This window comes from Nitrogeniibacter aestuarii, assembly GCF_017309585.1.
Lineage (GTDB): Bacteria > Pseudomonadota > Gammaproteobacteria > Burkholderiales > Rhodocyclaceae > Nitrogeniibacter > Nitrogeniibacter aestuarii.
Genome location: NZ_CP071321.1, coordinates 677,289 through 699,995 on the forward strand (window position 1 = coordinate 677,289; position 22,707 = coordinate 699,995).

21 protein-coding genes are annotated in these 22,707 nt (G+C 62.5%); 11 read left to right on the forward strand and 10 right to left on the reverse strand.

The features are described 5' to 3' along the window. Position 1: 1 nt before the first annotated feature. The 3 genes from J0W34_RS03210 to J0W34_RS03220 are packed head-to-tail and all read right to left on the reverse strand — an operon-like array spanning position 2 to position 2,117. Complete coding sequence (locus tag J0W34_RS03210; protein ID WP_230970672.1) at positions 2–748, reverse strand: BPSS1780 family membrane protein; 747 nt, start codon at positions 746–748, stop codon at positions 2–4. 23 nt (positions 749–771) lie between these two features. Beyond that, positions 772–1,722, reverse strand: a complete 951-nt coding sequence (locus J0W34_RS03215) for a homoserine kinase (protein WP_230970673.1) — start codon at positions 1,720–1,722, stop codon at positions 772–774. A gap of 50 nt (positions 1,723–1,772) precedes the next feature. Continuing rightward, positions 1,773–2,117, reverse strand: a complete 345-nt coding sequence (locus J0W34_RS03220) for a DUF2782 domain-containing protein (RefSeq protein ID WP_227815587.1) — start codon at positions 2,115–2,117, stop codon at positions 1,773–1,775. A 363-nt stretch (positions 2,118–2,480) separates the two neighbouring features. Here J0W34_RS03220 and J0W34_RS03225 point away from each other — a divergent pair, with 363 nt between their 5' ends. Beyond that, complete coding sequence (locus tag J0W34_RS03225) at positions 2,481–4,439, forward strand: sigma-54-dependent Fis family transcriptional regulator (protein WP_227815588.1); 1,959 nt, start codon at positions 2,481–2,483, stop codon at positions 4,437–4,439. 62 nt (positions 4,440–4,501) lie between these two features. Here the strand turns inward: J0W34_RS03225 and J0W34_RS03230 are convergent, their stop codons facing one another. After that, on the reverse strand, positions 4,502–5,119 hold the full coding sequence (locus tag J0W34_RS03230; RefSeq protein WP_227815589.1) for an amino acid kinase family protein: 618 nt from the start codon (positions 5,117–5,119) through the stop codon (positions 4,502–4,504). A 541-nt stretch (positions 5,120–5,660) separates the two neighbouring features. Between J0W34_RS03230 and J0W34_RS03235 the strand changes: the two genes are divergently transcribed. From J0W34_RS03235 to J0W34_RS03255, 5 genes are all read left to right on the forward strand, one after another. Continuing rightward, entirely contained in the window at positions 5,661–7,463 is a 1,803-nt protein-coding gene (locus J0W34_RS03235; protein WP_230970674.1) for a methanol/ethanol family PQQ-dependent dehydrogenase, read from the forward strand. A 141-nt stretch (positions 7,464–7,604) separates the two neighbouring features. Then, positions 7,605–8,009, forward strand: coding sequence for a c-type cytochrome (locus J0W34_RS03240; RefSeq protein ID WP_230970675.1), 405 nt, complete (start codon positions 7,605–7,607; stop codon positions 8,007–8,009). A 15-nt stretch (positions 8,010–8,024) separates the two neighbouring features. Then, the gene (locus tag J0W34_RS03245) at positions 8,025–8,903 is read left to right on the forward strand and encodes a quinoprotein dehydrogenase-associated putative ABC transporter substrate-binding protein (RefSeq protein ID WP_230970676.1); all 879 of its coding nucleotides are present in this window, start codon (positions 8,025–8,027) and stop codon (positions 8,901–8,903) included. Next, complete coding sequence (locus J0W34_RS03250; protein WP_230970677.1) at positions 8,887–9,567, forward strand: hypothetical protein; 681 nt, start codon at positions 8,887–8,889, stop codon at positions 9,565–9,567. Before J0W34_RS03245 ends, J0W34_RS03250 begins: the two co-directional genes overlap by 17 nt. Beyond that, a complete protein-coding gene (locus J0W34_RS03255) occupies positions 9,564–9,941 on the forward strand; it encodes a hypothetical protein (RefSeq protein WP_230970678.1) in 378 nt (125 codons plus the stop codon). The genes J0W34_RS03250 and J0W34_RS03255 overlap by 4 nt, the downstream gene beginning before the upstream one ends. A 1,464-nt stretch (positions 9,942–11,405) precedes the next feature. On the opposite strand, the gene J0W34_RS03260 is transcribed toward J0W34_RS03255, so the two are convergent. Continuing rightward, complete coding sequence (locus tag J0W34_RS03260; protein WP_230970679.1) at positions 11,406–12,131, reverse strand: LOG family protein; 726 nt, start codon at positions 12,129–12,131, stop codon at positions 11,406–11,408. Positions 12,132–12,226: 95 nt separating this feature from the next. On the opposite strand from J0W34_RS03260, the gene J0W34_RS03265 reads away from it, so the two are divergent. The 5 genes from J0W34_RS03265 to J0W34_RS03285 all read left to right on the forward strand — a co-directional run bounded on the left by J0W34_RS03265 (position 12,227) and on the right by J0W34_RS03285 (position 17,704). Then, positions 12,227–12,805: a nucleoside deaminase gene (locus J0W34_RS03265; RefSeq protein ID WP_227815596.1), complete on the forward strand. Its 579-nt coding sequence runs from the start codon at positions 12,227–12,229 to the stop codon at positions 12,803–12,805. A 45-nt stretch (positions 12,806–12,850) separates the two neighbouring features. Continuing rightward, the gene (gene polA, locus J0W34_RS03270; protein ID WP_230970680.1) at positions 12,851–15,574 is read left to right on the forward strand and encodes a DNA polymerase I; all 2,724 of its coding nucleotides are present in this window, start codon (positions 12,851–12,853) and stop codon (positions 15,572–15,574) included. Between the two features lie 138 nt (positions 15,575–15,712). Then, positions 15,713–16,459 carry a hypothetical protein gene (locus J0W34_RS03275; protein ID WP_227815598.1) on the forward strand — a complete coding sequence of 249 codons (747 nt, stop codon included), beginning with the start codon at positions 15,713–15,715 and terminating at the stop codon, positions 16,457–16,459. Between the two features lie 133 nt (positions 16,460–16,592). Beyond that, the gene (locus J0W34_RS03280; protein ID WP_227815599.1) at positions 16,593–17,075 is read left to right on the forward strand and encodes an ArsI/CadI family heavy metal resistance metalloenzyme; all 483 of its coding nucleotides are present in this window, start codon (positions 16,593–16,595) and stop codon (positions 17,073–17,075) included. 86 nt (positions 17,076–17,161) lie between these two features. Then, on the forward strand, positions 17,162–17,704 hold the full coding sequence (locus tag J0W34_RS03285) for a PEP-CTERM sorting domain-containing protein (protein ID WP_227815600.1): 543 nt from the start codon (positions 17,162–17,164) through the stop codon (positions 17,702–17,704). 83 nt (positions 17,705–17,787) lie between these two features. Here J0W34_RS03285 and J0W34_RS03290 read toward each other — a convergent pair whose 3' ends face one another. The 5 genes from J0W34_RS03290 to J0W34_RS03310 form a co-directional block, all read right to left on the reverse strand. Then, entirely contained in the window at positions 17,788–18,513 is a 726-nt protein-coding gene (locus J0W34_RS03290; RefSeq protein ID WP_230970681.1) for a PEP-CTERM sorting domain-containing protein, read from the reverse strand. Positions 18,514–18,630: 117 nt separating this feature from the next. Beyond that, positions 18,631–19,914: a TRAP transporter large permease gene (locus tag J0W34_RS03295; RefSeq protein ID WP_230970682.1), complete on the reverse strand. Its 1,284-nt coding sequence runs from the start codon at positions 19,912–19,914 to the stop codon at positions 18,631–18,633. Next, a complete protein-coding gene (locus J0W34_RS03300; protein WP_230970683.1) occupies positions 19,911–20,423 on the reverse strand; it encodes a TRAP transporter small permease in 513 nt (170 codons plus the stop codon). Before J0W34_RS03300 ends, J0W34_RS03295 begins: the two co-directional genes overlap by 4 nt. 84 nt (positions 20,424–20,507) lie before the next feature. Continuing rightward, entirely contained in the window at positions 20,508–21,545 is a 1,038-nt protein-coding gene (locus J0W34_RS03305) for a DctP family TRAP transporter solute-binding subunit (RefSeq protein WP_230970684.1), read from the reverse strand. Positions 21,546–21,738: 193 nt separating this feature from the next. Continuing rightward, entirely contained in the window at positions 21,739–22,524 is a 786-nt protein-coding gene (locus tag J0W34_RS03310; protein ID WP_227815605.1) for a DUF4399 domain-containing protein, read from the reverse strand. Between the last annotated feature and the right edge of the window lie 183 nt (positions 22,525–22,707).

A 22,707-nucleotide genomic window follows, 5' to 3' on the forward strand; every position in this document is an offset into this window, starting at 1 on the left:
GTCAGCGTGACGCGTTGTCGGTCAGTGCGGGGCGGTCGGCAAAGATATCAAGATATGCCGCGTGATGTGCACCTGCAACGACCGGAATGAGCACCAGCAGACCGAGTCCGGCGGGAATCATGGCAACCCAGGTCAGCACATAGAGCCCGAGGGCGAGGACCAGGCAGGTGGGGAGATTCTGGATGCAGGCGTGGATCGAGGTGGTCAGTGCCGGGACGGGCTCCATGCCATGCAACCGGATCAACGCCGGGGCGAACCACAAGGCCATGATCAGCAACAGCCACAGGGCGGTGAACACCACCACCGCCAGCATGAAGCCACCCGTGGCCAGACCGATGGCGGCGAGCGGACCGATCAGGGCGCCGGTCAGTGCGGCACTGGCGCCGACCAGCGCCGCCAGAAAACCGATGCCCAGTGCGCCGGCCAGATGAAAGACGCCGACCATGATGTGACTGTTGGCATCCCGACGCAGGCCGTCGAAGAGGGTCACCAACCGCAGTGGCCGCGCATGGGCGGCGTCGTCCGCCAGTGCGACCAGACCGGCGCCGAGGATCGGGAAGCCCAGCAGCGTGATGGCCCAGCCCACGAGCGGGACGACACCGATGAGTGTCAGCACCAGCAGGAAGCTGCCCGCTGCCAGCAGCCAGGGCAGGGGCTCGCGTGCAAACAGGCGCCAGCCTTCCGCGAGCCAGTCGAGGCACCGGGCGGGTGACACCGTGCGGGGGCACGGCAGGGGTGCTTCACTCATGGGTGGCCTCCCGGGGGTGGTACTCAGGGGCTGATCCAGGGCAGATCGTGGCTCGCCGCAATGCGCAGGCGAAGCATGTCGCGATATTCGTCCGGATCCTTCACCAGCACCATCTCGCCGTCACGTGGCAGGTGGAAGTCTTCGGCGCGCGAGAGCCAGAAACGCAGAGCCGCAGCGCGCAACATGGCCGGCCAGGCGGCATGCTCGGCGTCGGTGAGCGGGCGCTCCGCGTGGTAGCCCTCGAGAAAAGCGCGGGTGCGCACCGGATCAAGCTCGCGCGTTTCGGTGCTGCACCAGTCGTTGACCGTGACCGCCACGTCGAACAGCAGTGCGTCGTTGCCGGCAAAGTAGAAGTCGATGACACCGCCTACGTCGTTGCCGTCCCACAGCACGTTGTCTCGAAAGACATCGGCGTGAATGACGCCCGCGGGCAGCGCGTCGATGTCGATCGTGTGCTGAAACTGGATTTCCGTGTCGAGCAGGGTGCGCTCGTCGTCAGGCAGATAGTGGCGTACCGCCTGCGCTGTACGTGTGCGCCACGCCGGGCCGCGGGGATTGTCCTGACGGCGGCCGAAACGCTGGCCGGCCAGATGCAGGCCCGCGAGCATGGTGCCCATCTTGCGGCAGCGATCTAGGTCGGGCTGCATGTCGGACGCTCCGGTCAGGCATTTGACCAGCACCGCGGGCTTGCCCGAGAGCGTGCCCAGATATTCGTTGTCCAGATCGGCGATCGGGGCCGGCACCGGCAGCCCGTGGCGGGCCAGGTGGGCCATCAGGTGAAGATAGAACGGCAGCTCGGCGCGCGGCATGGTCTCGAACAGCGTGAGCACGTAACGGCCGAGGGTGGTCGTGACGAAGAAATTGCTGTTCTGGACGCCGGCGCTGATGCCCTGGAGCCTGACCAGACGGCCGATGGCGTAGTTGGAGAGCCACTCGCCGAGGGCGTCTTCGGTGACGGGAGTAAATACGGACATGTTTTGAGCGACGAACGTGCCGCCGCGGAAAGTTCAGGTTGCGGGCCGGATTACCAGCGCTTGATCACCCACATGGGGACGCTCAGTTTCGGGTCGGCAGTCTCGCGTTCGAAAACGCCGTCGCCCTTGCGGTCAACCAGGTAGTAGGGCACGCCGTGCGGTGGGGTGACCTTGACCATGTAGAGCTTGCCGTTGTGGCGATACTCTTCGACGGTGTCTTCGCCTTTCTTGATGATGGTCACTTCCGGCTCGAAGTCGTCTTCGGTGACGCCAGCGGGAATCGGTGGCGGTGCAGGCACTGCTTCGAGTTTGGAGGGCGCCTCCTCGGCGGCAGCGACCGGCGCAGCGAGAGCGGCAAGCACGGCGGATAGGGCGAGGAACTGAGCGGTTTTCATGGGTTTCTCCTTCAATGACGAGAGTGTATCAAGGCTGGCGCCATCGAAGTGAGTCCGGCAATGCTGCGCCGCACCGGCCTCGTCATGTTTCAACAGGGTTTGCATTTTCCTGTTTTGAGAACTCGTGCAGGGCGAAGTTCCGTGTCTATAATGCTTCAGTCGGCGATCGTCTGCCGCAGCAAGCACCGGGTGCCCGAGCGAGCGGGACCACGTGATGAAAGCATCCGGCGCGCGACTGGTGATGACCGACACCACACAGAAACCCGATGAAAAATACAAGGGTCTGGCGTGCAGGCGCGCTATTCGTCTGCGCGGGCAGGAGGAGACGTTGCCCGAGCCGACCCGCCATGAACGGGGGAGACAATGACGGTACCGACGCATTCATCGGTCCGTGGGCATGTGCACCGGATTCACGACATTGTGGATCGCGGGCGAAGCAATGATGTCAGTGAACTGGTCACCAGTTCATGGCAGAGGTGCCTGCGAGACTATCACCTTGATCCATCCACGCCGACCATCCCGACCATCCTCACGGATGGCGAACTCAGCGAACATAGATATCGCTCCGAAGACGTCATCGAAAGCGCCAAGCATGAGATGACGACGCTCTACCAGCAGCTGGGTGATGCAGAACTGGCTGTGGTGCTCGTCGATACCGACGGGGTCATCCTGCACATGGTGGCCGCGCCGGATTTTGCCGACGAGGTCGGGCGCTCCGGCTTTCGGGTCGGTGCGGTCTGGAGCGAGGGCGAAGTGGGTACCAACGGCATGGGCACCTGCCTGGTGGTGGGCGAGCCGGTCGTCGTGCGCCAGCATGAGCACTTCTTCCCGCAATACACGCAGCTCACCTGCTCGGCCGTGCCGATTCACGCACCGGACGGGCAGATTGTTGCCGTCCTGGATGTAACGAGTCGCTCCCCGCTGATGCAGCAGCATTCGCTGGTGCTCCTCGGCATGACGGCGCAGATGATCGAAAACCGCTTGCTCGATCGACGCCACCGGGACGACTATCCGGTGCATTTCCACAGCCGCCCGGAACTGGTCTACACCCTGCATGAAGGCATGCTGGTCGTCAGCGAAGACGGGCATGTGCGCGGTGCCAACCGCAGTGCCCTGTTCCAGCTCGGGTTCGACTCGGTGGCTCAGGTGCGTGAAAAGCGGCTGGAGGAACTCTTCCAGATCTCGCTCGACGATATCGTCAGCCGCAGCGCGCGCAGTTCCTTCCATCCGGTGCCGGCGTTCAGCGCAGGTTCGTCTAGCCGTTTCTTCATGGTGGCCCAGGAGCCCAAGTCCCGTGCGGGAAACGCACGCGACCGCGGCGCCGTACTTCAGGTCGAGGCGCCGCCTGCGCCAAGGCCCTGCTATCAGAAAGGCTATTTCAAGGACGAGCGCCTGACCTCGCAGCTGGCGCTGGCGGGCAAAGTGATTGCGCGCCGGATACCGGTGCTGCTGCATGGCGAAACCGGATCGGGCAAAGAGATTTTCGCCCGCGCGCTCCACGAAGCGAGTCCTTGCCGTGATGGGGTCTTCGTGGCGGTCAACTGCGCCTCGTTGCCTGAAGCCCTGATCGAGGCAGAATTGTTCGGCTACCGCGCTGGCGCCTTTACGGGCGCGCAGCGCAGCGGGCGACGCGGCAAGATCCTGCAGGCTGACCGGGGTACGCTGTTTCTGGACGAGATCGGCGACATGCCGCTGTCGCTGCAGGCGCGACTGCTACGGGTGCTTGACGAGCGCATGGTGACGCCGTTGGGTTCCGAAGAGCCGGTGCCGGTCGAATTCCAGCTCGTGAGCGCCAGTCACCGGCATTTGCCTGAACGGGTCGAGGCCGGTCAGTTCCGCGAAGATCTGTATTTCCGCCTGTGTGGTCTTGAGGTGGCCCTGCCGCCGCTGCGGGATCGCACGGATCGCAGGGAGCTGATCTGCCAGATTCTTCATGACGAGGCGGGTCATGTGGTCACCATGAGCCGCTCGGTGGAAACCCTGCTCATGGAGCACCCATGGCCGGGTAATTTGCGCCAGTTGCGCCATGTACTGCGCACGGCGGCGGTATTGTGCGACGGTGATCACCTTGAACTCGTGCATCTGCCACCCTCGATCAAGCCTGCGCCCACGGAGATCGGCTACGAACCGGTTCACGATGAGCCCGAAGAGGAGGGGCCGGTGCTCAACCCGATCGAGGCCAACGAGCGCCAGCTGTTGCTCCAGTTGCTCGAAGAGCACCGCTGGAATGTCTCGCATGTGGCCAAGGCGCTGGGGGTGAGTCGGAATACGCTCTACCGCAAGTTTCACCGTCTGCACATCGAGTTGCACGCGCCGCAGTAGGTTGCTTGCGGCATGAAAGAACGCCCGCATTTGCGGGCGTTTCCGTCTGCGTCCGGCTCTCGTCAGACCGCCCGGTGTGGTTTGAGGCCGTGAGTACAGCTTGAGCCGATCAGCATGTCGTGCAGCGTGATGCTGTGGTCACGGTCGAGCACCGTGATCGGCACATTCGCCTCGCTGGCAATGCGGGAAAACTGGGCTTCGATAATGCCGGCGGCCTCCAGGCTCTGCCAGTCCGCCGTGGCGGGCAGCGGGGACGACTTGACCAATACAAGCTCTTCGGCATTGAGTCGCTCGGCCAGCCACAGGGCGAGCCCGTCGGCCGACACGTGACTGTGCTCCGGCGTCTGCGCCACATGGCGCAGTTGCGCCAGGGGCATCCAGACGGCAACCCGACCGCTGTGCAGGGTCTTGAGGATGTCCTCTTCGCGTGCGCACAGTTCGAATTCCGGTCGCAAGGCCTGCAGCATGAAAGCGAACTGACCCATCCCCAGGACGGCGATGTTGTGCATGGTCAGGGGCGAGATATTCCACGTATCACGCATGTGCAGGGCGTTTCGCGCAAAATCGCCGCCGCCGGGCACAAGCACCACGCGACCCCCACCCAGGTCCGCGATTTTTTGCAGCCACTCTGTCAGAACCGGGTCTTCGGCCAGGTGTCCCCCGATCTTGATGACCCACATCTTGTTTCTTTTCTCCCAGGCGCCGGGCTGTTCAACCGGCGCAGGTGCAGATTTGAAAGGTTTGGGCCAGACGCGCGTCGTGACCCCCGGAGGTCATGAAACACAAAGCGTGCCAATCGCCCGCGCTTTCGGGCATTTCGACGGCATCCAAGGCCTGTGGCGATCCTGGCGTCGAAATCGTGGCCGGGGGCGGTACGAGCTGTGTCCCGGGATCGGGGCAGTGTGTCACGCGAGGTGTGTCATCCCCGGGGCGGCTTCGTGCGTTGATCTCACCATGCCCGGTGTTCTGCTTGCGGATGTGTCGAATGCCACATTTGGAAAAGCCTTGAGATTCCGCCCGGTTCGTCGCACCGGGCACCGCCTGGGGGGTGCGTGGCGCAAGTGTGGCACGTGACTTGCACTTAGGTGTCGTGGAGGTGTGAAGCTTGACCTCAACACGAGCCGCCAGCCGTCAATTGGGCGGGCGGGGGAGAAACCGGCGAACGCGTCGCAAAAAAAGAGGCGCCACGTTCGGGGCAGATAAAAAAGAAGGAGACATTGAATGAACCTTGGGCTGAAGCAGAAACTCGCGGTCTCGATCGCATGTCTGTGTGCCTCCGGTCTTGCCAGTGCTGACGCGGCGCTCGACAAGGCCATGGCGGACCCGGGCAACTGGGCTCAACAGGCCGGCGACAATTACAACCAGCGTTATAGCGAACTGAAGCAGATCACTGACAAGAACGTGGACAAGTTGCAGGTGGCCTGGACCTTCTCGACTGGCGTGCTGCGCGGTCATGAGGGCTCGCCGCTGGTCATCGGCGACATGATGTACATCCACTCCGCTTTCCCCAACAACGTGTTTGCGGTTGACCTGAACACCCAGGAGATCGTCTGGAAGCACATGCCGAAGCAGGACACCGCGGTGATCGCGCAGATGTGCTGCGACACGGTGAACCGTGGTCTGGCTTACGGCGACGGCAAGATCTTCCTGCAGCGTGCCGACTCCGTCCTCGAGGCACTCGATGCCAAGACCGGCAAGGTCGTCTGGTCGGCGGTGAACGGTGATCCGAAGCTGGGTGCCGTGAATACCAACTCGCCGCACGTTTTCGGCGACAAGGTCATCACCGGTATTTCCGGCGGTGAGTGGGGCGTGCGTGGCTACATCAGCGCGTACGACATCAAGACCGGCAAGATGGCATGGCGTGCCTACTCCACCGGCCCGGACGCGGAAATGCTGATGGATCCGGACAAGACCATGGCCTGGGCCGACGGCAAGCTCGCGCCGGTTGGCAAGGACTCCTCCCTGAAAACCTGGCAGGGCGATCAGTGGAAGACCGGTGGCGGCACGACCTGGGGTTGGTACAGCTACGACAAGGATCTGAACCTGCTGTACTACGGCACTGGTAACCCCAGTACCTGGAACCCGTCCCAGCGTCCTGGCGACAACAAGTGGTCCATGACCATCTTCGCCCGTGACCTGAACACCGGCATGGCCAAGTGGGCATACCAGATGACCCCGCACGATGAGTGGGATTATGACGGTATCAACGAAATGATCCTGGCCGACATCAAGGTCAAGGGCAAGGACACCAAAGCCCTGGTTCACTTCGACCGTAACGGTTTCGCCTACACCATGGACCGTGTTTCCGGCGCACTGCTGGTTGCCGAGAAGTATGACCCGGCGGTCAACTGGGCCACGCATGTGGATATGAAGACCGGCCGTCCGCAGGTCGTCTCCAAGTATTCCACCGCACAGAACGGTCCCGACGTGAACACCAAGGGTGTCTGCCCGGCCGCACTCGGCTCGAAGGATCAGCAGCCTGCCGCCTTCCATCCGAAGACCGGTCTGTTCTACGTGCCGACCAACCATGTGTGCATGGACTACGAGCCGTATGAAGTCAGCTACAACGCTGGCCAGCCGTTCGTGGGCGCCACGCTTGCCATGTATCCGGCACCGGAGAGCCATGGTGGCATGGGTAACTTCATCGCCTGGGATGCCGGCACCGGCAAGATCGTCTGGTCCAACCCGGAGCAGTTCTCGGTCTGGAGTGGTGCGCTGACCACCGCGGGTGATGTGGTGTTCTACGGCACGCTGGAAGGCTACCTCAAGGCAGTCCGCCTGTCCGACGGCAAGGAGCTGTGGAAGTTCAAGACCCCGTCCGGCATCATCGGCAACGTCTTTACCTATGAGCACAAAGGCAAGCAGTACGTCGGCGTGTATTCGGGTATCGGCGGCTGGGCCGGCATCGGTATGGCCGCAGGTCTGGAGAAGGATAGTGACGGTCTGGGTGCCGTCGGTGGCTATCGTGACCTGCAGAAATTCACGAACCTCGGTGGCTCGCTCACCGTCTTCGCCATCCCGTAAGGGACAGCGGCCGGCGCCGGACATCCTCCTACTGGCGCCGGTTTCCTTTTTATGCCGCCCTGCCGCCCCGTGCGGCAGGGCAAGGCAAAGCAAGACCTGGCACACAGCATATAAAAAACGGTAACACCGGAGAGAGACAACATGAAACGCTACCTCGTACCTTTGTTCGCCATGGGCGCCATCGCCGCCGCAGTCCCGGCCACGGCCATCAGCGGTGACGACAAGCCGCTCTATACCGTGAAGGATGGTTACTTCGTGGACGATCACACCTACGAGGGCTTCAAGACTTGGCGCGCCGCAGCCTGCGATCGCTGCCATGGCCCTAACCAGGAAGGCATGGTCGGCCCATCGCTGATCGAGAGCCTCAAGGTGCTCAGCTACGACCAGTTCAAGGACGTCATCATGAATGGCCGCCTGCAGAAAGGTATGCCGAACTGGAGCACGAACAAGCAGGTGGTCGACAATCTCGACGCGCTCTATGCCTATCTGAAAGGACGCTCCGACGGCGAGATCACCAAGGCGCGTGTCCGGAAGATGGAAAAGTAAGTTCCGGAGCCGCTCATGAACGCCACCCCAGTGACACGGGCCATCAGAGGTGCCGTGATCGGTTCGCTCGCCCTTGGCTTTTCGGTTGCGACTTTTGCCATGGATGGCGGGCCCGATCCGAAGGCCTTCCGGGTGTGCAAGGACGGCAACAACCTGCCGTTTTCCAACACCGCGCGGGAAGGGTTCGAAGACCGCATTGCGGCCCTGTTCGCCAAGGACCTTGGCCTGCCGGTGGAGGACTACAACTTTCCCCAGCGGCTCGGCTTCATCCGCAACACGCTGCGTTTCAAACTGCCGGATCAGGACTACCCGTGCGATGTGGTGATGGGCGTGCCCAGTGGCTGGGGGCAGGTGGATGCCACCAAGGCCTACTATCGTTCCACCTATGCGCTGGTGTTCCCGCCGAAAGGCGCGCTGGCCGACGTGAATACAGAAGAAGACTTTCTCAAGAACGAAGCCGTGAACACCGGTCAGGTGCGTATCGGCGTCTTTGATCGATCGCCCGGTTCTGCCTGGCTGGCGCACCACCAACTGGTGGACGCCGGTGTGCCCTACCGAAGCATGCACCCCAACCCCGATGTGACTCCGGCGGACCTGGTGGCGACCGATCTTTCCAACGGCAAGATTGCTGCAGCCGTCGTCTGGGGGCCGCTGGCCGGCCACCTGTCGCGACAGGCGGGCGAGGGTACCTACCGGATCGTGCCGTTGAGCTCGGAAAAGGGTGTCAAATTCGACTACGCCATGGCCATGGGCGTACGTCGGGGCGAGCCCGAGTGGAAGGCGAAGATCGAATCACTGATCGAAAAGAATCAGGATGCGATCGCAGCCATCCTCGCCGAGTACCAGGTGCCAACCCTGCCGATCGAAGAGGGAGGCAATGATGTGGCTCGCTGAAGCGAAGACACAAGGGCGGCGATGGATCGCCGCCCTTGCGCTGGCGGCGGTCAGCGCGCTGAGTGTTGCAGCGGACGAACCCTCGGCGGCCGAAAAGGCCGTTTTCATGACACCGCACCTGGCCGGCTTCAAGGCGCCGGGCGTGCTGCACTACAACTACCGTGAGACGGCGGCCGATCAGTCGCCCATTGAGGACACGGCCGACCTGTCCATCGAAAACGACGAGGACGCGAGTTATCGCGTGTCCGCCCGTTATCTGAGCGGCGAGCGGCAGCTGGCGCTGCCTGTGGTCAGCAAAGCGCAGAGCAACCCGGTCATCCTGTATTTCCTGGAGCAGGACGTACGGCAGATGCATGCGGATCTGGGGGGCGCCACCAACTATTTTCGCCGTCACATCCGCATGGCCTTGGCAAACAGCGCTGATGTCGCGCCTGTGCAATTCACCTTGGACGGTGCTGCCCATGAAGGTACCCGCATCCGCATTCTGCCGTTCATCGATGTGCCCAAGATCGAGCGGATGAAAGGGCAGGAAGCAAAGCAGTACGAATTCATCGTCAGCCCGAGCGTGCCCGGCGGTATCTACGAGTTGCGTAGCGGCGTACCCGACAAGGATGGCAGGCTGACGCATGAAATCACCCTCACCCTGAATTCGGAAGGCTCATGAAACACCTCCGTGCCGCCGTGAAGACACTCATCGTCCCGCTAAGCCTGAGCCTGTGGGCAGGCGCGAGTCTGGCGGAGACCCCCAAGAACGACTATCCGACCATCACCCGTGTCGAGTACGTGGTGGCCTGCATGCGCGATGCACCCAAGGCCAGCCAGGAATACATGTACAAGTGCAGTTGCGTCGTGGACAAGATTGCCGAGCAGCTCGACTACGACGAATTCGTCAAGGAATCGACCACCTCCAACGCCATCAGCATCGGCGGTGAGCGTGGCGAGGTCATGCGGGGGCTCAAGGGCGGGCGGCAGTTGGCGCGGACCTTTCATGGCATCGAAAACGAGGCGCGCAAGAACTGCTTCATGAAGCCGAAGTGACCGGCCCGCTGCGCGCGTTCGGAGCACATCAACTTTCAGCCGTTTTACCCCGAGGCCGGTGATCTCGGCTGCGCTTCGATCTCCCGCCTTCAGGACGCGCCGCCGGCTCCGTGTGAGCGAGTTGTCGTGCCCAGCTCAAACTCTCCCGTATTCATTTGCAGTGCCCACCTGCCGAGCAATCACCGTGAGATGGTGGTCTGGGGCAGTGGCGACCTGATCTGCGAAGTGTTGCTGGCACGGACCGCCATTGGCCGGGTTTCGCCCCGGCAGGCGCCTTACTTTCTTGCTTGTGCAAGAAAGTAAGCAAAGAAGCACAGCCCACGGTCGCGTCGCCTTCGGCGATCCCCAATCGCCAAGCCCCGTGGGCGGCGTGCTTCGCCAACTCGCCCTGCGGGCTCAGACAGCGAAGCCCGTTGATCCGCCCCCGGCGCTTGGCGATTGGCGCGATCGAGGGCGACCCGGACGTGCCATTCTGGTGAGAGCCGTAGCCCGGCCAAGCGCAGCGAGGCGGGGAACATCGCATCAAAATCACCTTCTGCGTCTCAGCCCGGCACACCCCAATCCCTCTGTCGTGCCGAGTCGTCCGGATGATCAGCAGAAAAAGTGACTTCGCTGTCTGAGCCCGCAGGGCGAGTTGGCGAAGTCACCTGCTGAGCGTTCGGGCAGCGAGGGAAGCCCGAAGGGCCACGAAAAGCGGGATGCGTCTCTTTGCCTACTTTCTTGCGCGTCAAGAAAGTAGGTCGCCCCTCAGGGCGAAACCGGCAGCGAAACAAGAATGGAATGGTGCCCCGACTCAACACTGAACTCATGCGTGAGGTCGTTCAGGCACGAACCGGCATTGGCCGGGTTTCGCCCCGGCGGGCGCCTCACTTTCTTGCTTGTGCAAGAAAGTAAGCAAAGAAGCACAGCCCACGGTCGCGTCGCCTGGCGGCGATTCCCAACCGCCAAGCCCCGCTGGCGGCGTGCTTCGCCAACTCGCCCTATGGGCTCAGACAGCGAAGCCCGGTTCTCCGCCCCCGGCGCTTGGCGATTGGCGCGATCGAGGGCGGGGCGGGCGTGCCGCTCTGGTGAGGTCAGTCGCCCGGCCGAGCGTAGCGACGCCGAATACAGCGAAACATAAACGGACGGCCGCAACAGTTGGCACGTCCCCAATCCCTCTGTCGTGCCGAGTCGTCCGAACGACCGGCAGAAAAAGCGGTTTCGCTGTCTGAGCCCCGCAGGGGCGAGTTAGCGAAAGCGCCTGCCGGGCATTCGGACAGCGAGGGCAGCCCGCAGGGCCACGAAAAGCGGGATGCGTCTCTTTGCCTACTTTCTTGCGCGCCAAGAAAGTAGGTTGCCCTTCAGGGCGAAACCATCAACGTCACAAGGAACGGGATGAAGTTCTGAGTCGGCACTCACCTGATCGCCTCGGCGTCGCCGACAAAAAACGACACGACCCGGCTTTCGCGCCCGGCCTCCGCCCGATCACAGGTTGAGCATCAGCTCATGCTCTTCCGGCAGCGGCAGGAACCCACGTGTCTCGTAGTGCTTGAAGATGGCATCCACCACCTCATCCGGATCGTCAATGATCTGCATCAGATCCAGATCCTCGGGATTGATCATGCGTTCAGCCACCAGCTTGTCGCGGAACCAGTCGATCAGCCCCTCCCAGAACGGCCGATGGACGAGAATCAGCGGGATCTTGCGGCTCTTCTGGGTCTGGATGAGTGTCAGCGCTTCCATCACCTCGTCCAGCGTGCCGAATCCGCCCGGCATGACCACATAGGCGGCCGCGAACTTCACGAACATGAATTTGCGAGCGAAGAAATGCTGAAAGGTCTGGGAGATGTCCTGGTAGGGGTTGGCGTGCTGTTCGTGCGGCAACTGGATGTTGAGCCCCACGGACGGGCTCTTGCCGAAATAGGCGCCCTTGTTGGCCGCCTCCATGATGCCCGGGCCGCCGCCGGAGATGACCGAGAAGCCCGCGTCGGACAATTTGCGGGAAATCTGTTCGGTGAGCACGTAGTAGGGGTGGTCCGGCGCCGTGCGCGCACTGCCGAAGACCGAAACCGCCGGGCGGATGGCGTTGAGCCGTTCGGTCGCCTCCACGAACTCTGCCATAATCCCGAAGATTCGCCAGGACTCGCGGGCGTTGTGCTTGGGCATGGCCGCTTCGGGCATGTCTGCGGGAAGTTTGTTCCTGGCGCTCATGGGGTGCGCTGCCTCGCTTGTTTTAAGGGGGAGTCGATTTTAGCCTGAGCACATGACCGCCGTCGTTGCGCGGCAGACAGACCTCGGACCCGATCATGTCGAATTCACTTTGCTTTGACCTGCCGGACTGGCTCGACGTTCATGCGGCAGCCTATGTCGCTACTGCGGATGTCGAGGCACGCATGGCCTTCGTGGTTGATGCGGCACGTCGAAACGTGGCTGAAGGGACGGGCGGGCCGTTCGCGGCGGGCGTGTTCGAACAGGTCAGTGGCCGGCTCGTGGCACTGGGCGTCAATCTGGTCACGACCCAGGGCTTGTCCATGCTGCATGCCGAAGTGGTGGCGCTGGCGCTGGCCCAGCGGCGCCTTGCGACCTACGACCTCGGCGCCGCCGGTTTGCCGCCCCACGAACTGGTCACCAGCACCGAGCCGTGCACCATGTGTCTGGGCGCGATCGGCTGGTCCGGCGTGAGCCGTGTCGTTTCGGGCGCCACCGATGCCGACGCCCGCAGTGTGGGCTTCGATGAAGGCCCCAAACCCCCCGACTGGGCTCAAGCCCTGGCAGCGCGCGGCATCTCGGTGAACGAGGGCGTTGGCCGTGCTGCGGCGCGCGCCGTGCTGGATCAATACCGGGCCCAAGGCGGCCACATCTACAATTCACGCGAAGGGCGCTGAGGCATTCACCCGGCGCCCACGAAAAAACCAGAGAGAGTCAAACGCATGCCCACCCTGTTGCTTGTCGATGGATCCAGCTACCTGTTCCGCGCCTTTCACGCCATGCCCGATCTGCGCAATGCCGCGGGCGAGCCGACCGGCGCCGTGTATGGCGTGCTCAACATGCTGCGTCGGCTCGACAGCGATTACCCGGCCGAGTACCGCGCCTGCGTCTTCGACGCCAAAGGCAAGACCTTCCGCGACGACTGGTTTCCCGAGTACAAGGCCAACCGCCCGTCCATGCCTGAAGACCTGGCCGTGCAGATCCCGCCGTTGCATGAAGCGGTCAAGGCCCGCGGCTGGCCGTTGCTGATGGTCGATGGGGTCGAGGCCGATGACGTGATCGGCACGCTCGCCAGGCAGGCCAGCGCCGCCGGCATGGACGTGGTCATCTCGACCGGTGACAAGGACCTGACCCAGCTCGTGGACGACCGGGTGCGCTGGGTGAACACCATGAGCAATGAAGTGCTCGACCCGGCGGGCGTGGAAGAAAAATTCGGCGTGCCGCCCGAGCGCATCATCGACTACCTGGCGCTGGTGGGCGACTCGGTGGACAACATTCCCGGCGTCGAAAAGTGCGGCCCCAAGACTGCGGTGAAATGGCTCACCCAGTTCGGCACCCTGGACAACCTGGTCGAGCATGCCGACGAGGTGGGCGGCAAGGTGGGGGAGAACCTGCGCAGGCATCTGGACTTCCTGCCCATGGGGGTCAAACTGGTGACCGTGGCCACGGATCTTGACCTGGGCATCGCGCCAGCCGATCTTGCCCCGCGCGAGCAGGACCGCGACAAGCTTATCGAGCTGTTCAGCCATCTGGAATTCAAGACCTGGCTGCGCGAGGTGCAGTCCGGCGACAACCCGACGCCAGCCGCCGCAGCCAGCGCCGATATCGACGAAACACCGGCTGGCGATCCGACGGCGCACCGGGGTGAATACGACACCATCCTCACCAAAGAGGCGCTCGACGCCTGGATCGACAAACTCAAGGCCGCGCCCATTGCCGCCTTCGACACCGAAACCACCAGCCTCGACGCCATGGCCGCCACCCTGGTGGGCGTCTCTTTTGCGGTGCCCGACGGCGGTGCGGCCTATGTGCCCATGGCCCACACCGGCCCCGGCGCCCCCGACCAGCTCGGCATCGAACCGGTGCTCGACGCCCTCAGGCCCTGGCTGGAAAGCGACGAGCACAAGAAGGTCGGCCAGAACCTCAAGTACGACATGCATGTGCTGGCGAACTATGGCGTGAAGATCGGCGGCATTGCCGACGACACCTTGCTGGCCTCCTACATCATCGAGTCCGACAAGTCGCACGACATGGACAGCCTCGCCAAACGGCACCTCGGCCTCGAGACCATTCCCTACACTGCCATCTGCGGCAAGGGCGCCAAGCAGATCGGCTTCAACGAGGTGGATGTCGAGCAGGCGAGTGAATACGCCGCCGAGGACGCGGACATCACCCTGCGTCTGCAGCAGTTCTTCGAGAAGCAACTGGGCAAGGAAGACAAGCTCAAGGCGCTGTACAGGGACATCGAGCTGCCCGCCATGCATGTGCTCTTCGAGATGGAGCGCAACGGCGTGCTCATCGACGACTTCCTGCTCGCGCAGCACAGCGAAGAACTCGGCCGTCGTCTGGCCGAGCTGGAGAAGGAAGCACACGAACTGGCCGGCCAGCCCTTCAACCTCAACTCGCCCAAGCAACTGGGTGAGCTGTTGTTCGGCAAGCTCGAACTGCCCATCGTCAAGAAGACCGCCACCGGACAGCCCTCGACGGACGAAGAAGTGCTTCAGAAACTCGCCGAAGACTACCCGCTGCCCAAGCTGCTGCTCGACTACCGCAGTCTCGCCAAACTCAAGAGCACCTACGCCGACAAGCTGCCGCTCATGGTCAATCGCAAGACCGGCCGGGTGCACACCAGCTTCTCGCAGGCCGTGGCAGTCACCGGGCGTCTGGCCAGCTCCGACCCCAACCTGCAGAACATCCCCATCCGCACCGCCGAAGGCCGCCGCATCCGTGCCGCCTTCATCGCGCCGCAGGGGCATCGCATCGTCAGTGCTGATTACTCCCAGATCGAGCTGCGCATCATGGCGCACCTGTCGGGCGACAAGGGCCTGCTCAAGGCCTTCGCCGAGGGCGAGGACGTGCACCGCGCCACCGCCTCGGAGATCTTCGGCGTCACCCCCATCGAGGTCAGCAACGACCAGCGCCGCTACGCCAAGGTGATCAACTTCGGCCTCATCTACGGCATGAGCGCCCATGGCCTGGCCAAGAACCTGGACATTGAACGCAGCGCCGCCGCGAACTACATCGACCGCTACTTCGCCCGCTACCCCGGCGTGGCCGACTACATGGCGCGCACCCGCGCCGAAGCGGCCGACAAGGGTTATGTGGAAACCGTCTTCGGCCGCCGCCTGCACCTCCCCGACATCCACGCCCGCCAGGCCGGCCGCCGCCAAGGCGCCGAGCGCGCCGCCATCAACGCCCCGATGCAGGGGACGGCTGCGGACCTCATCAAGCTGGCGATGGTGGCGGTGTCGAACTGGCTTCGGGACGAAAAGCTCAAGTCAAAGCTGATCCTGCAGGTGCATGACGAACTGGTGCTGGAAGTGCCGGATGACGAGTTGTCGCTGGTTCGGGAGCAGTTGCCGAAGCTCATGGCGGGGGTGGCGAAGCTCTCGGTGCCGCTGGTAGCGGAAGTGGGGGATGGTGCGAACTGGGATGAGGCGCATTGATTAAGCATCTACCCGGGTGGAGCGCTTTATTCGTATTTTGTGAGATGCGAAATAAATAAACAAATCGTCATTTAATTTATGCCCGATTGGGGTATATTCTGGCGCTTCTTCGAAGCAGTTCCTGATCTGGAGTGAGCCATGGAATCACGATTTGGGCAGTTCGTCACCGCTTGTGTTTTTTCGCTGAGCTTAGTCAAGGGAGTATCAGCAGCAACTTACGTTGTCGATCCGGATCAGAGCTTTGTGACTGCGACGACCCAGGCTTGGGTCTCAGCGCCTTACCTTGATCTCATCACGCGTGAGCCGACCGGCATGGTTGAATGGACGGTGCAGGATGTGGAGCATCGATTCGCCCTTTCGGGGGTGCTTGAGGTGTCGCGAACGCCTGCCATGTACACGCCGAATGCCGCTCGGATTCAGATTGATCGTGATGGATTGATCTCCGAAGCCCCCGCAGGGGTGGGCTTCTCCCTGCCCTCGAATTTCTTGCAGTACGGGTTTGAACTGTCTTATGGAAGCGGGCCTTGTTTTGGTTTCAACTTTGACAGTCCGCCCGACTTTTCCTGGTCATGCACTGGCTCCGTGCAATTCGGGTACGGTGGTGCAAGCGAAGGTGCCCTGAATCATGGAGTTTTGACGCTTTCCGGTTATCAGGCAAGTGGTTTCGGGGGGTTTCCTTTTGCCGTGATCTTGCCCGAAGGCGAGCAGCCGGAGCCGCTGGGTAATGCCTACGAACCGTTCTACAGTTATGAGTTGCGGGCCGTCTCCGCTGTACCGGAAATGCCTTCGTTGTTCATGATGCTTGCTGGCGTTCCCTTCGTAGGCGTCCTTGTTCGACGCAAAAGCCTGGCTGCGCAGGCTAAGGTCGATCAACTCGCGGGTTGAACGAATTTTGAACGCGCCAGGATGAGGGGCCAAAAGGTGACTCAAGGTGCTCTATCGAAGCCGGGCGGCGCTCCCCGGATTCCGCTGCGCTGCATCCGGGCTACACTTCGATACCACGCCAACGGAGTCGCCCATGAAACGCTTCCACGTCCACCTCACTGTCGATAACCTCGACGCGAACATCGCCTTCTATTCCAAACTCTTCGGTCAGGCACCGAGTCGACAAGAGGCGGACTACGCCAAGTGGATGCTCGATGACCCACGCATTAACTTCGCCATTTCGGCACGCGGTCACGGCAACGCGGTCAATCATTTCGGCATGCAGGCGGATTCGGCCGAGGAATTGAGCGAACTGCGCCGTTTCGCGGAAGCGGCGTCCGGTGGCGAATTGCTCGACGAGGGTGAGACCACCTGTTGCTATGCACGCAGCGACAAGCACTGGGTCACCGATCCGCAGGGTATGGCCTGGGAGCATTACGTGACCATGGGCTCGTCCGTCACGTTTGGTGATGACGAACAAGCAGCCGAAGGGGCATGTTGCGTGCCTGAGGTAGCGAGTGAATCGACGTCTTCTTGCTGTGCGCCGACGCCGAAAAAGTCGTCCTGCTGTGGTTGAGTAAAAACACACGAAGCATAAGAATAATTGCGTTTATCATTCGCCCCTGATGCCAATCTTGGCCATTTGTCTCAGGGATAAATCGAATGAAGAAAATGCTGATGTCTCTTGGTGTCGCCGCCGCCATCTCGGCGAGCGGTTTGGCGCATGCCAATCTGTTCAATGGCAAGGAGCTGAATTTTGCCATCAACTACCCGGCCATGGATTCAACCACCTCCGAGGTTCTCAACGGAACTTATCTCGTTGGCCCAGGTACCGAAATCAATGTTCCGGGTGTGGCCTTCATCGATTTTTCTGATACCAACCTTCTGGGTATCTACGGGTCGAGTTTCACGTTTGCCAGCCATCCGTTCGTAGGCTATGTTTTTTCCGATGCCAACGGAGATATTGATTCTTTTGCTTCGGTGGCGATCAATCCATTGACCAGCGTGGCTGGGTTTGATGCCTCGCGGATTACTTTCGATGACGATCATATCTGGGTGAATATGACTGGTCTGACGGTTCAAGCAGGCGACGCCCTGTCGTTCGACGTGTCCGCCGTTGCGGCGGTGCCGGAGCCCGAAACCTACGCCATGTTCCTGGCGGGGCTGGGGCTGATCGGCGGTGTGGCGCGACGCCGATTCCGCTGATCCTCTCGCCGGCCGTTGGGCTGGCGTGTGCTGGAAATGAAAACGCCCCGACGTCGGGGCGTTTTTTTTTGGCGTTGTCTGGGTCAGCGGCGGCGACGTACTGCGGTGCCGACGATGCCCAGACCGGTCAGGAACAAGGCATAAGATGACGGTTCGGGCACGGCGCTGACCAGCGAGAAAGGACCCGTGGTGACGGCGTAGGCGATGCTCGGATCGTTGATATCCGAGACGCTGAACTGCATGAAGCTCACAGCGGTTTCGCTGAACAGGCCCGGGTTGGGTGCCTGGCTTGGCAGGCCGCCGTGCGTCGTGATGGCGTCAGGGGTGCCCGCGGGGAGCGTGTCACGCAGTAGCAGACTGAAGCTGTAGGTCGGGGTGGCGATCAGGGGTGTGAGCGTATCCCCGGTGAAAGTGGTCGCATACTGGATGCCGAACTCGTCAGACGGCGTCTCGACCGGCAGGAAGGGGAAGCCGGCATTGTCGGCAACCAGAATCAAACCGTCTGTCCCCGACCAGGAAAGATCACCGACTGACACATTCAGCTTCGTAAATGCAAAATATGCGCCGAGTGAAAATCCGGCCAGTTCCGGCATCACGGTGGGGGCATCGCTCAGGTAGGCGAATTCCAGAGTCAAGTTCTGGCCCAGGAACCCCAAGCCATCGTCACTGATGATTTCGCCGGAATAGATACCGGTAACGAGGTTGGATGCCTGAGCATGAGCGATGGGCGTCGCCGCGCTCAGCAACCCTGCGGCGAACGTCGTTGTAACTGCATGGCGGACACGAGAAGAAAAATTTGGCATATGCATTCAAGACGGTTTTTATTTGCTTATGAATGATATGGCATTAGCTAAATGGCATGCGTGAAATAGTCGTCAGCATGCATGCCGCAACGCTGCGGGTGAGCGTCGATTTGAGGAGATTCACTACAGATACCCCAGCCGCCCCGGCAACCACAGCGCGATCTGCGGGAACGCGATCATCAGCGCCAGGCCCGAGAGCATGGCGAGCATCAGCCAGAGCACGGTTCGTACCGTCTCCTGCATGCCGATGCCGGCGATGCGCGAGGTGATCATCAGCGAGATGGCCATGGGCGGGGTGAACTGACCGATCGCCAGGTTGATGGTCATCATCACGCCGAACCACACCAGATCCCAGCCCATGGCCGTGGCGATGGGGATGAGCAGTGGCAGCAGGATGAGGAAGATGGAGATGGCGTCGAGGAACATGCCGGCGACCAGCAACAGCACGTTGATCGACAGCAGCATCACCCACTCGTTGGCATGCATGTCCACCAGTGCCTTGGCGGCACCGTCGAACACGCCGAGCGTGTTGCCCGCCCACGCAAAGACTGAGGCGATGCCGATGATCATGAGCACCACGGCGGACAGCTCACCGGCTTCGACGAACAGGCGGAACAGTGCCTTGAACGTCAGCGTGCGGTAGATGACCATCCCGACGAAGATGCCGTAGCCGACGGCGACCACGGCGGCTTCGGTGGGGGTGAAGATGCCCAGGCGCAGGCCGCCGAGGATGATCACCGGGGCCAGCAGGCCCCACACGGCGTCGATGAGGCTCTTGAGCAGGGGCGGGCGTTCCGCTTTGTAATGGGCGCCATAGCCATGACGGCGGCTGATGAGGATGGCCGGCACCAGCAGGCAGGCGGCGGCCAGCAGACCCGGGAACAGGCCGGCGGCGAACAAGGCCGGCACGGTGGCGGCCGGCACCATCACGCTGTAGAGAATGAAAGCGACCGAGGGCGGAATGACGATGGCGGTCGAGCCCGAGGCGGCGATCAGACCGGCAGAGAAGCCGCGGTCGTAGCCGCGCTTGACCATTGAGGGGAGCATCACCGTGGCCACGGCGGCGGCGTCGGCCGGGCCGGAGCCGGAGATACCCCCGAGCAGCATCGACACCAGAATCGCCACCACCGCCAGCGAACCGGTCCATTCGCCGACCATGGCGGTGACGAAGCGCACCAGGCGCTCGGCCACGCCGGAGCGTTCGAAAATGGTGCCGGCGAGGATGAACATGGGGATCGCCAGCAGCGGGTACTTGGCAATGCCGGCGTAGATGTTGGTGGGGACGGCCAATTGGTCGAAGCCGGCCAGGGCAAGCACCGCGACACTGGCCACACCGAAGCCCACCGCCAAGGGCAGGCCGGCGATCAAGGCCGCCAGGAACAGGCCGAGAAGCACCGCCGTGGTCATCGGTCTTTCCTCAGGCGGGTTGCGATCAGGCGCAGCACGATGACCACGGCGAGGATGGGCATCCACACCGAATACCACCACTGCGGCACGCCCAGCGCGGGCGAGGTCTCTTCAAAGCGGTAGTTGTCCCAGGCCAGATGGCCGGCGTAGAAGGCGATGAAGCCGAACAGCCCGGCGGTCACTGCGAACGACAGCCAGTCGGCGGCCGCCTGCCAGCGCGGGGGCAGCTTGTCGATGAAGAAGGTGACGCGGATGTGGCGGTCAAAGGCAATGGCGGTGGAGGAGCCGAGGAAGGCCAGGATGATCAGCAGCGCGATGGAGAACTCTTCGGTCGCGGCAAACGACTGGGCGGTGAGGTAGCGGACGATCACGTTGCCCAGCGAAATGAGCACGATCAGCAGCATGGCCACGCCGGTGAGGCGCTGCTCGATGGTCAGCGGTGCGTCGGCGTGGGTGAGCAACAACTCATCGGCGGTGTGGGTGTTTTCCGGGGCGTGGTCTGGCTTCATCGGGTGGGTACAACGGTGAGGCAAAAAAACGAAACCGGGCAGGCCGTTGCCGGCGCTGCCCGGATGGCATGGCGCGGCTGAGGGTCAGCGCTTGGCGATGTCCTCTTCGGCCTGCTTGACCAGGTCGTTGCCGATCTTGCCGGCCCATTCCTGATACACGCCGGCGGTGGCCTGGCGGAAGGCGTCGCGCTCGGTGTCGCTCAGGCGGGTGACGGTCACGCCGTTGCCTTCGATGGACTTGAGCACCGCGTCGTCGCCCTCGGAGATGCTGGCGCGGGCGCGCGCCACTTCTTCCCTGGCGGCCTGCAGCGCGGCTTCACGCACGGCCTTTTGGTCTTCGGCACTCCAGCTGGCCCAGACTTTTTCATTGACCACGAAAATCAGCGGGTCGGCCACGTAACCCCACAGGGTGACAAACTTCTGGTCCACCGTGTGCAGCTTGGCCGCGCTGAACACGGCCAGCGGGTTCTCCTGGCCGTCCACCGCGCCGGTGGCCATGGCCGGCTGGGCATCGGCCCAGCTCATCTGCGTCGGGTTGGCGCCCAGGGCGTTGAAGGTGGCGAGGAACAGCGGCGAGCCGACCACGCGCATCTTCATGCCCTTGAGGTCTTCCGGCGTGCGCACCGGGTGCTTGGAGTTGGTGACTTCACGGAAGCCGTTCTCGCCCCAGGCCAGCGGCACCACGTCGCGCTGGGTCAGGCTGGCGAAAATCTTCTCGCCCACGCGGCCCTGGGTGAGGGCGTCGATGGCCTTGTAGTCGGGCATCAGGAAAGGCAGGGAGAACAGGTTCAGTTCCTTCACCTGCGGCGACCAGTTGATGGTCGAACCCACCGCCATGTCGATGATGCCCTGGCGCAGCGCGGTGAACTCCTTGGTCTGGTCGCCGGACACGAGCGACGCCCCCGGATAGACCTTGATGTTGATGCGCCCGTCGGTTTTCTCCTTCACCAGTTCGGCCCAGCGGCTTGCGCCCCAGCCCCAGGGGAAGGCATCGCCCAGCACGGTGGAGAGCTTGTATTCGCTCTTGTAGGACTCGGCAGCTGCGGTAGCCGGCAGCGTCAGACCCAGCACGGTGCTCGCGCACATGGCCGCCACGGCAGCACCAAAACGACGTCTCAGCATGGTTTCCCCCTTGTTGTTGTGATCCGGGCGGATTGGCTCATGCCACCCGCAGACCCGGAAAAGGCGCGATTCTACAAAGGCACGGGTTCTCGACCAATCAGTATTTGCCCTGAAGGGCGCACCCACGTGCCGCGAAAGCCGCTGGCCAAGCCATCCCCGGACGCTTGCACAGGCAGATGTTCGCCTGCGGTGGCTATCGCGGCATGACCTTGAACCTGATGCCTTCGGAGGCCGCGATGACGGTGTCGGGTTCGGCGTTGGAAACGAGTTCGGTCTGCACCGTGTAGTCACCCGCGGGCGGTTGCAGCCACAACTCGGTGGCGCCGTCGGTCAGTGCGATCGACACCGGTTCGCCTTTGGCGGGCGTGAGGCGAATCCGGAAATGGCCGGTGTTCGGTTCCGTGATGTCGGTGTGCGACACGTTGTGGCCGGCGGCGTGCAGCACCACGGCGAACGGCGCTTGAAGACGGGCGTTGTTTCCGGGCGCCAGAATGCTGACGCCCGCCTGCCTGAGCGATTCGGCACTTTTGCCGCTCTTGCCCACCACGGTGATCCTGAGCGCGTCGCTATAGACGAAATTGGGGATGTGCTTGTGATCGGCAAAGACCAGCCGCAGCGTGTGCTCGCCTTCCGGCAGGTCGAGCACGGCCTCCATCTGCCCCTTGCCGAAGTGGATGTACTGATCGTTGAAAGGGAGCGGCTCGGTGAAGTCGAGGGGCAGCTCACGGTCGACGAGCAAGTGGTGGTGCCCCGTCCCCGTGACCGGATGCTTGACCGCGGCAATGCCGATGCCGGTCAGCCCGAAGCGGACAAGAAAAGGGGATTCCACCTGATCGCCCGACTTCAGGTTCGAGAACCAGGCGTACTTGTCGAGGCGCGGGTTTTGTGTGACCCAGGGGTGCTCCGGAGTCGCGCCGGCAGTCGGGGCGAGGGCCAGCAGCACAAGGGCGATCAAGGGCGCGAGGCGAACAGGTTTCATGGCGGTCGGACCACATGCGAGGAGGGCAGTGGTCACGATAACCCAGATGGAGCTCGTTTTCGACGATTAAAACGGGCGATTGCCATCTGTCGGAGAATGTGGAAAAAGAGTTACTGATCACACCATTACCGCCGTAAACAGTTCAAACGGATCCAGATTCAGACGCCAAGAGATGCCACGACG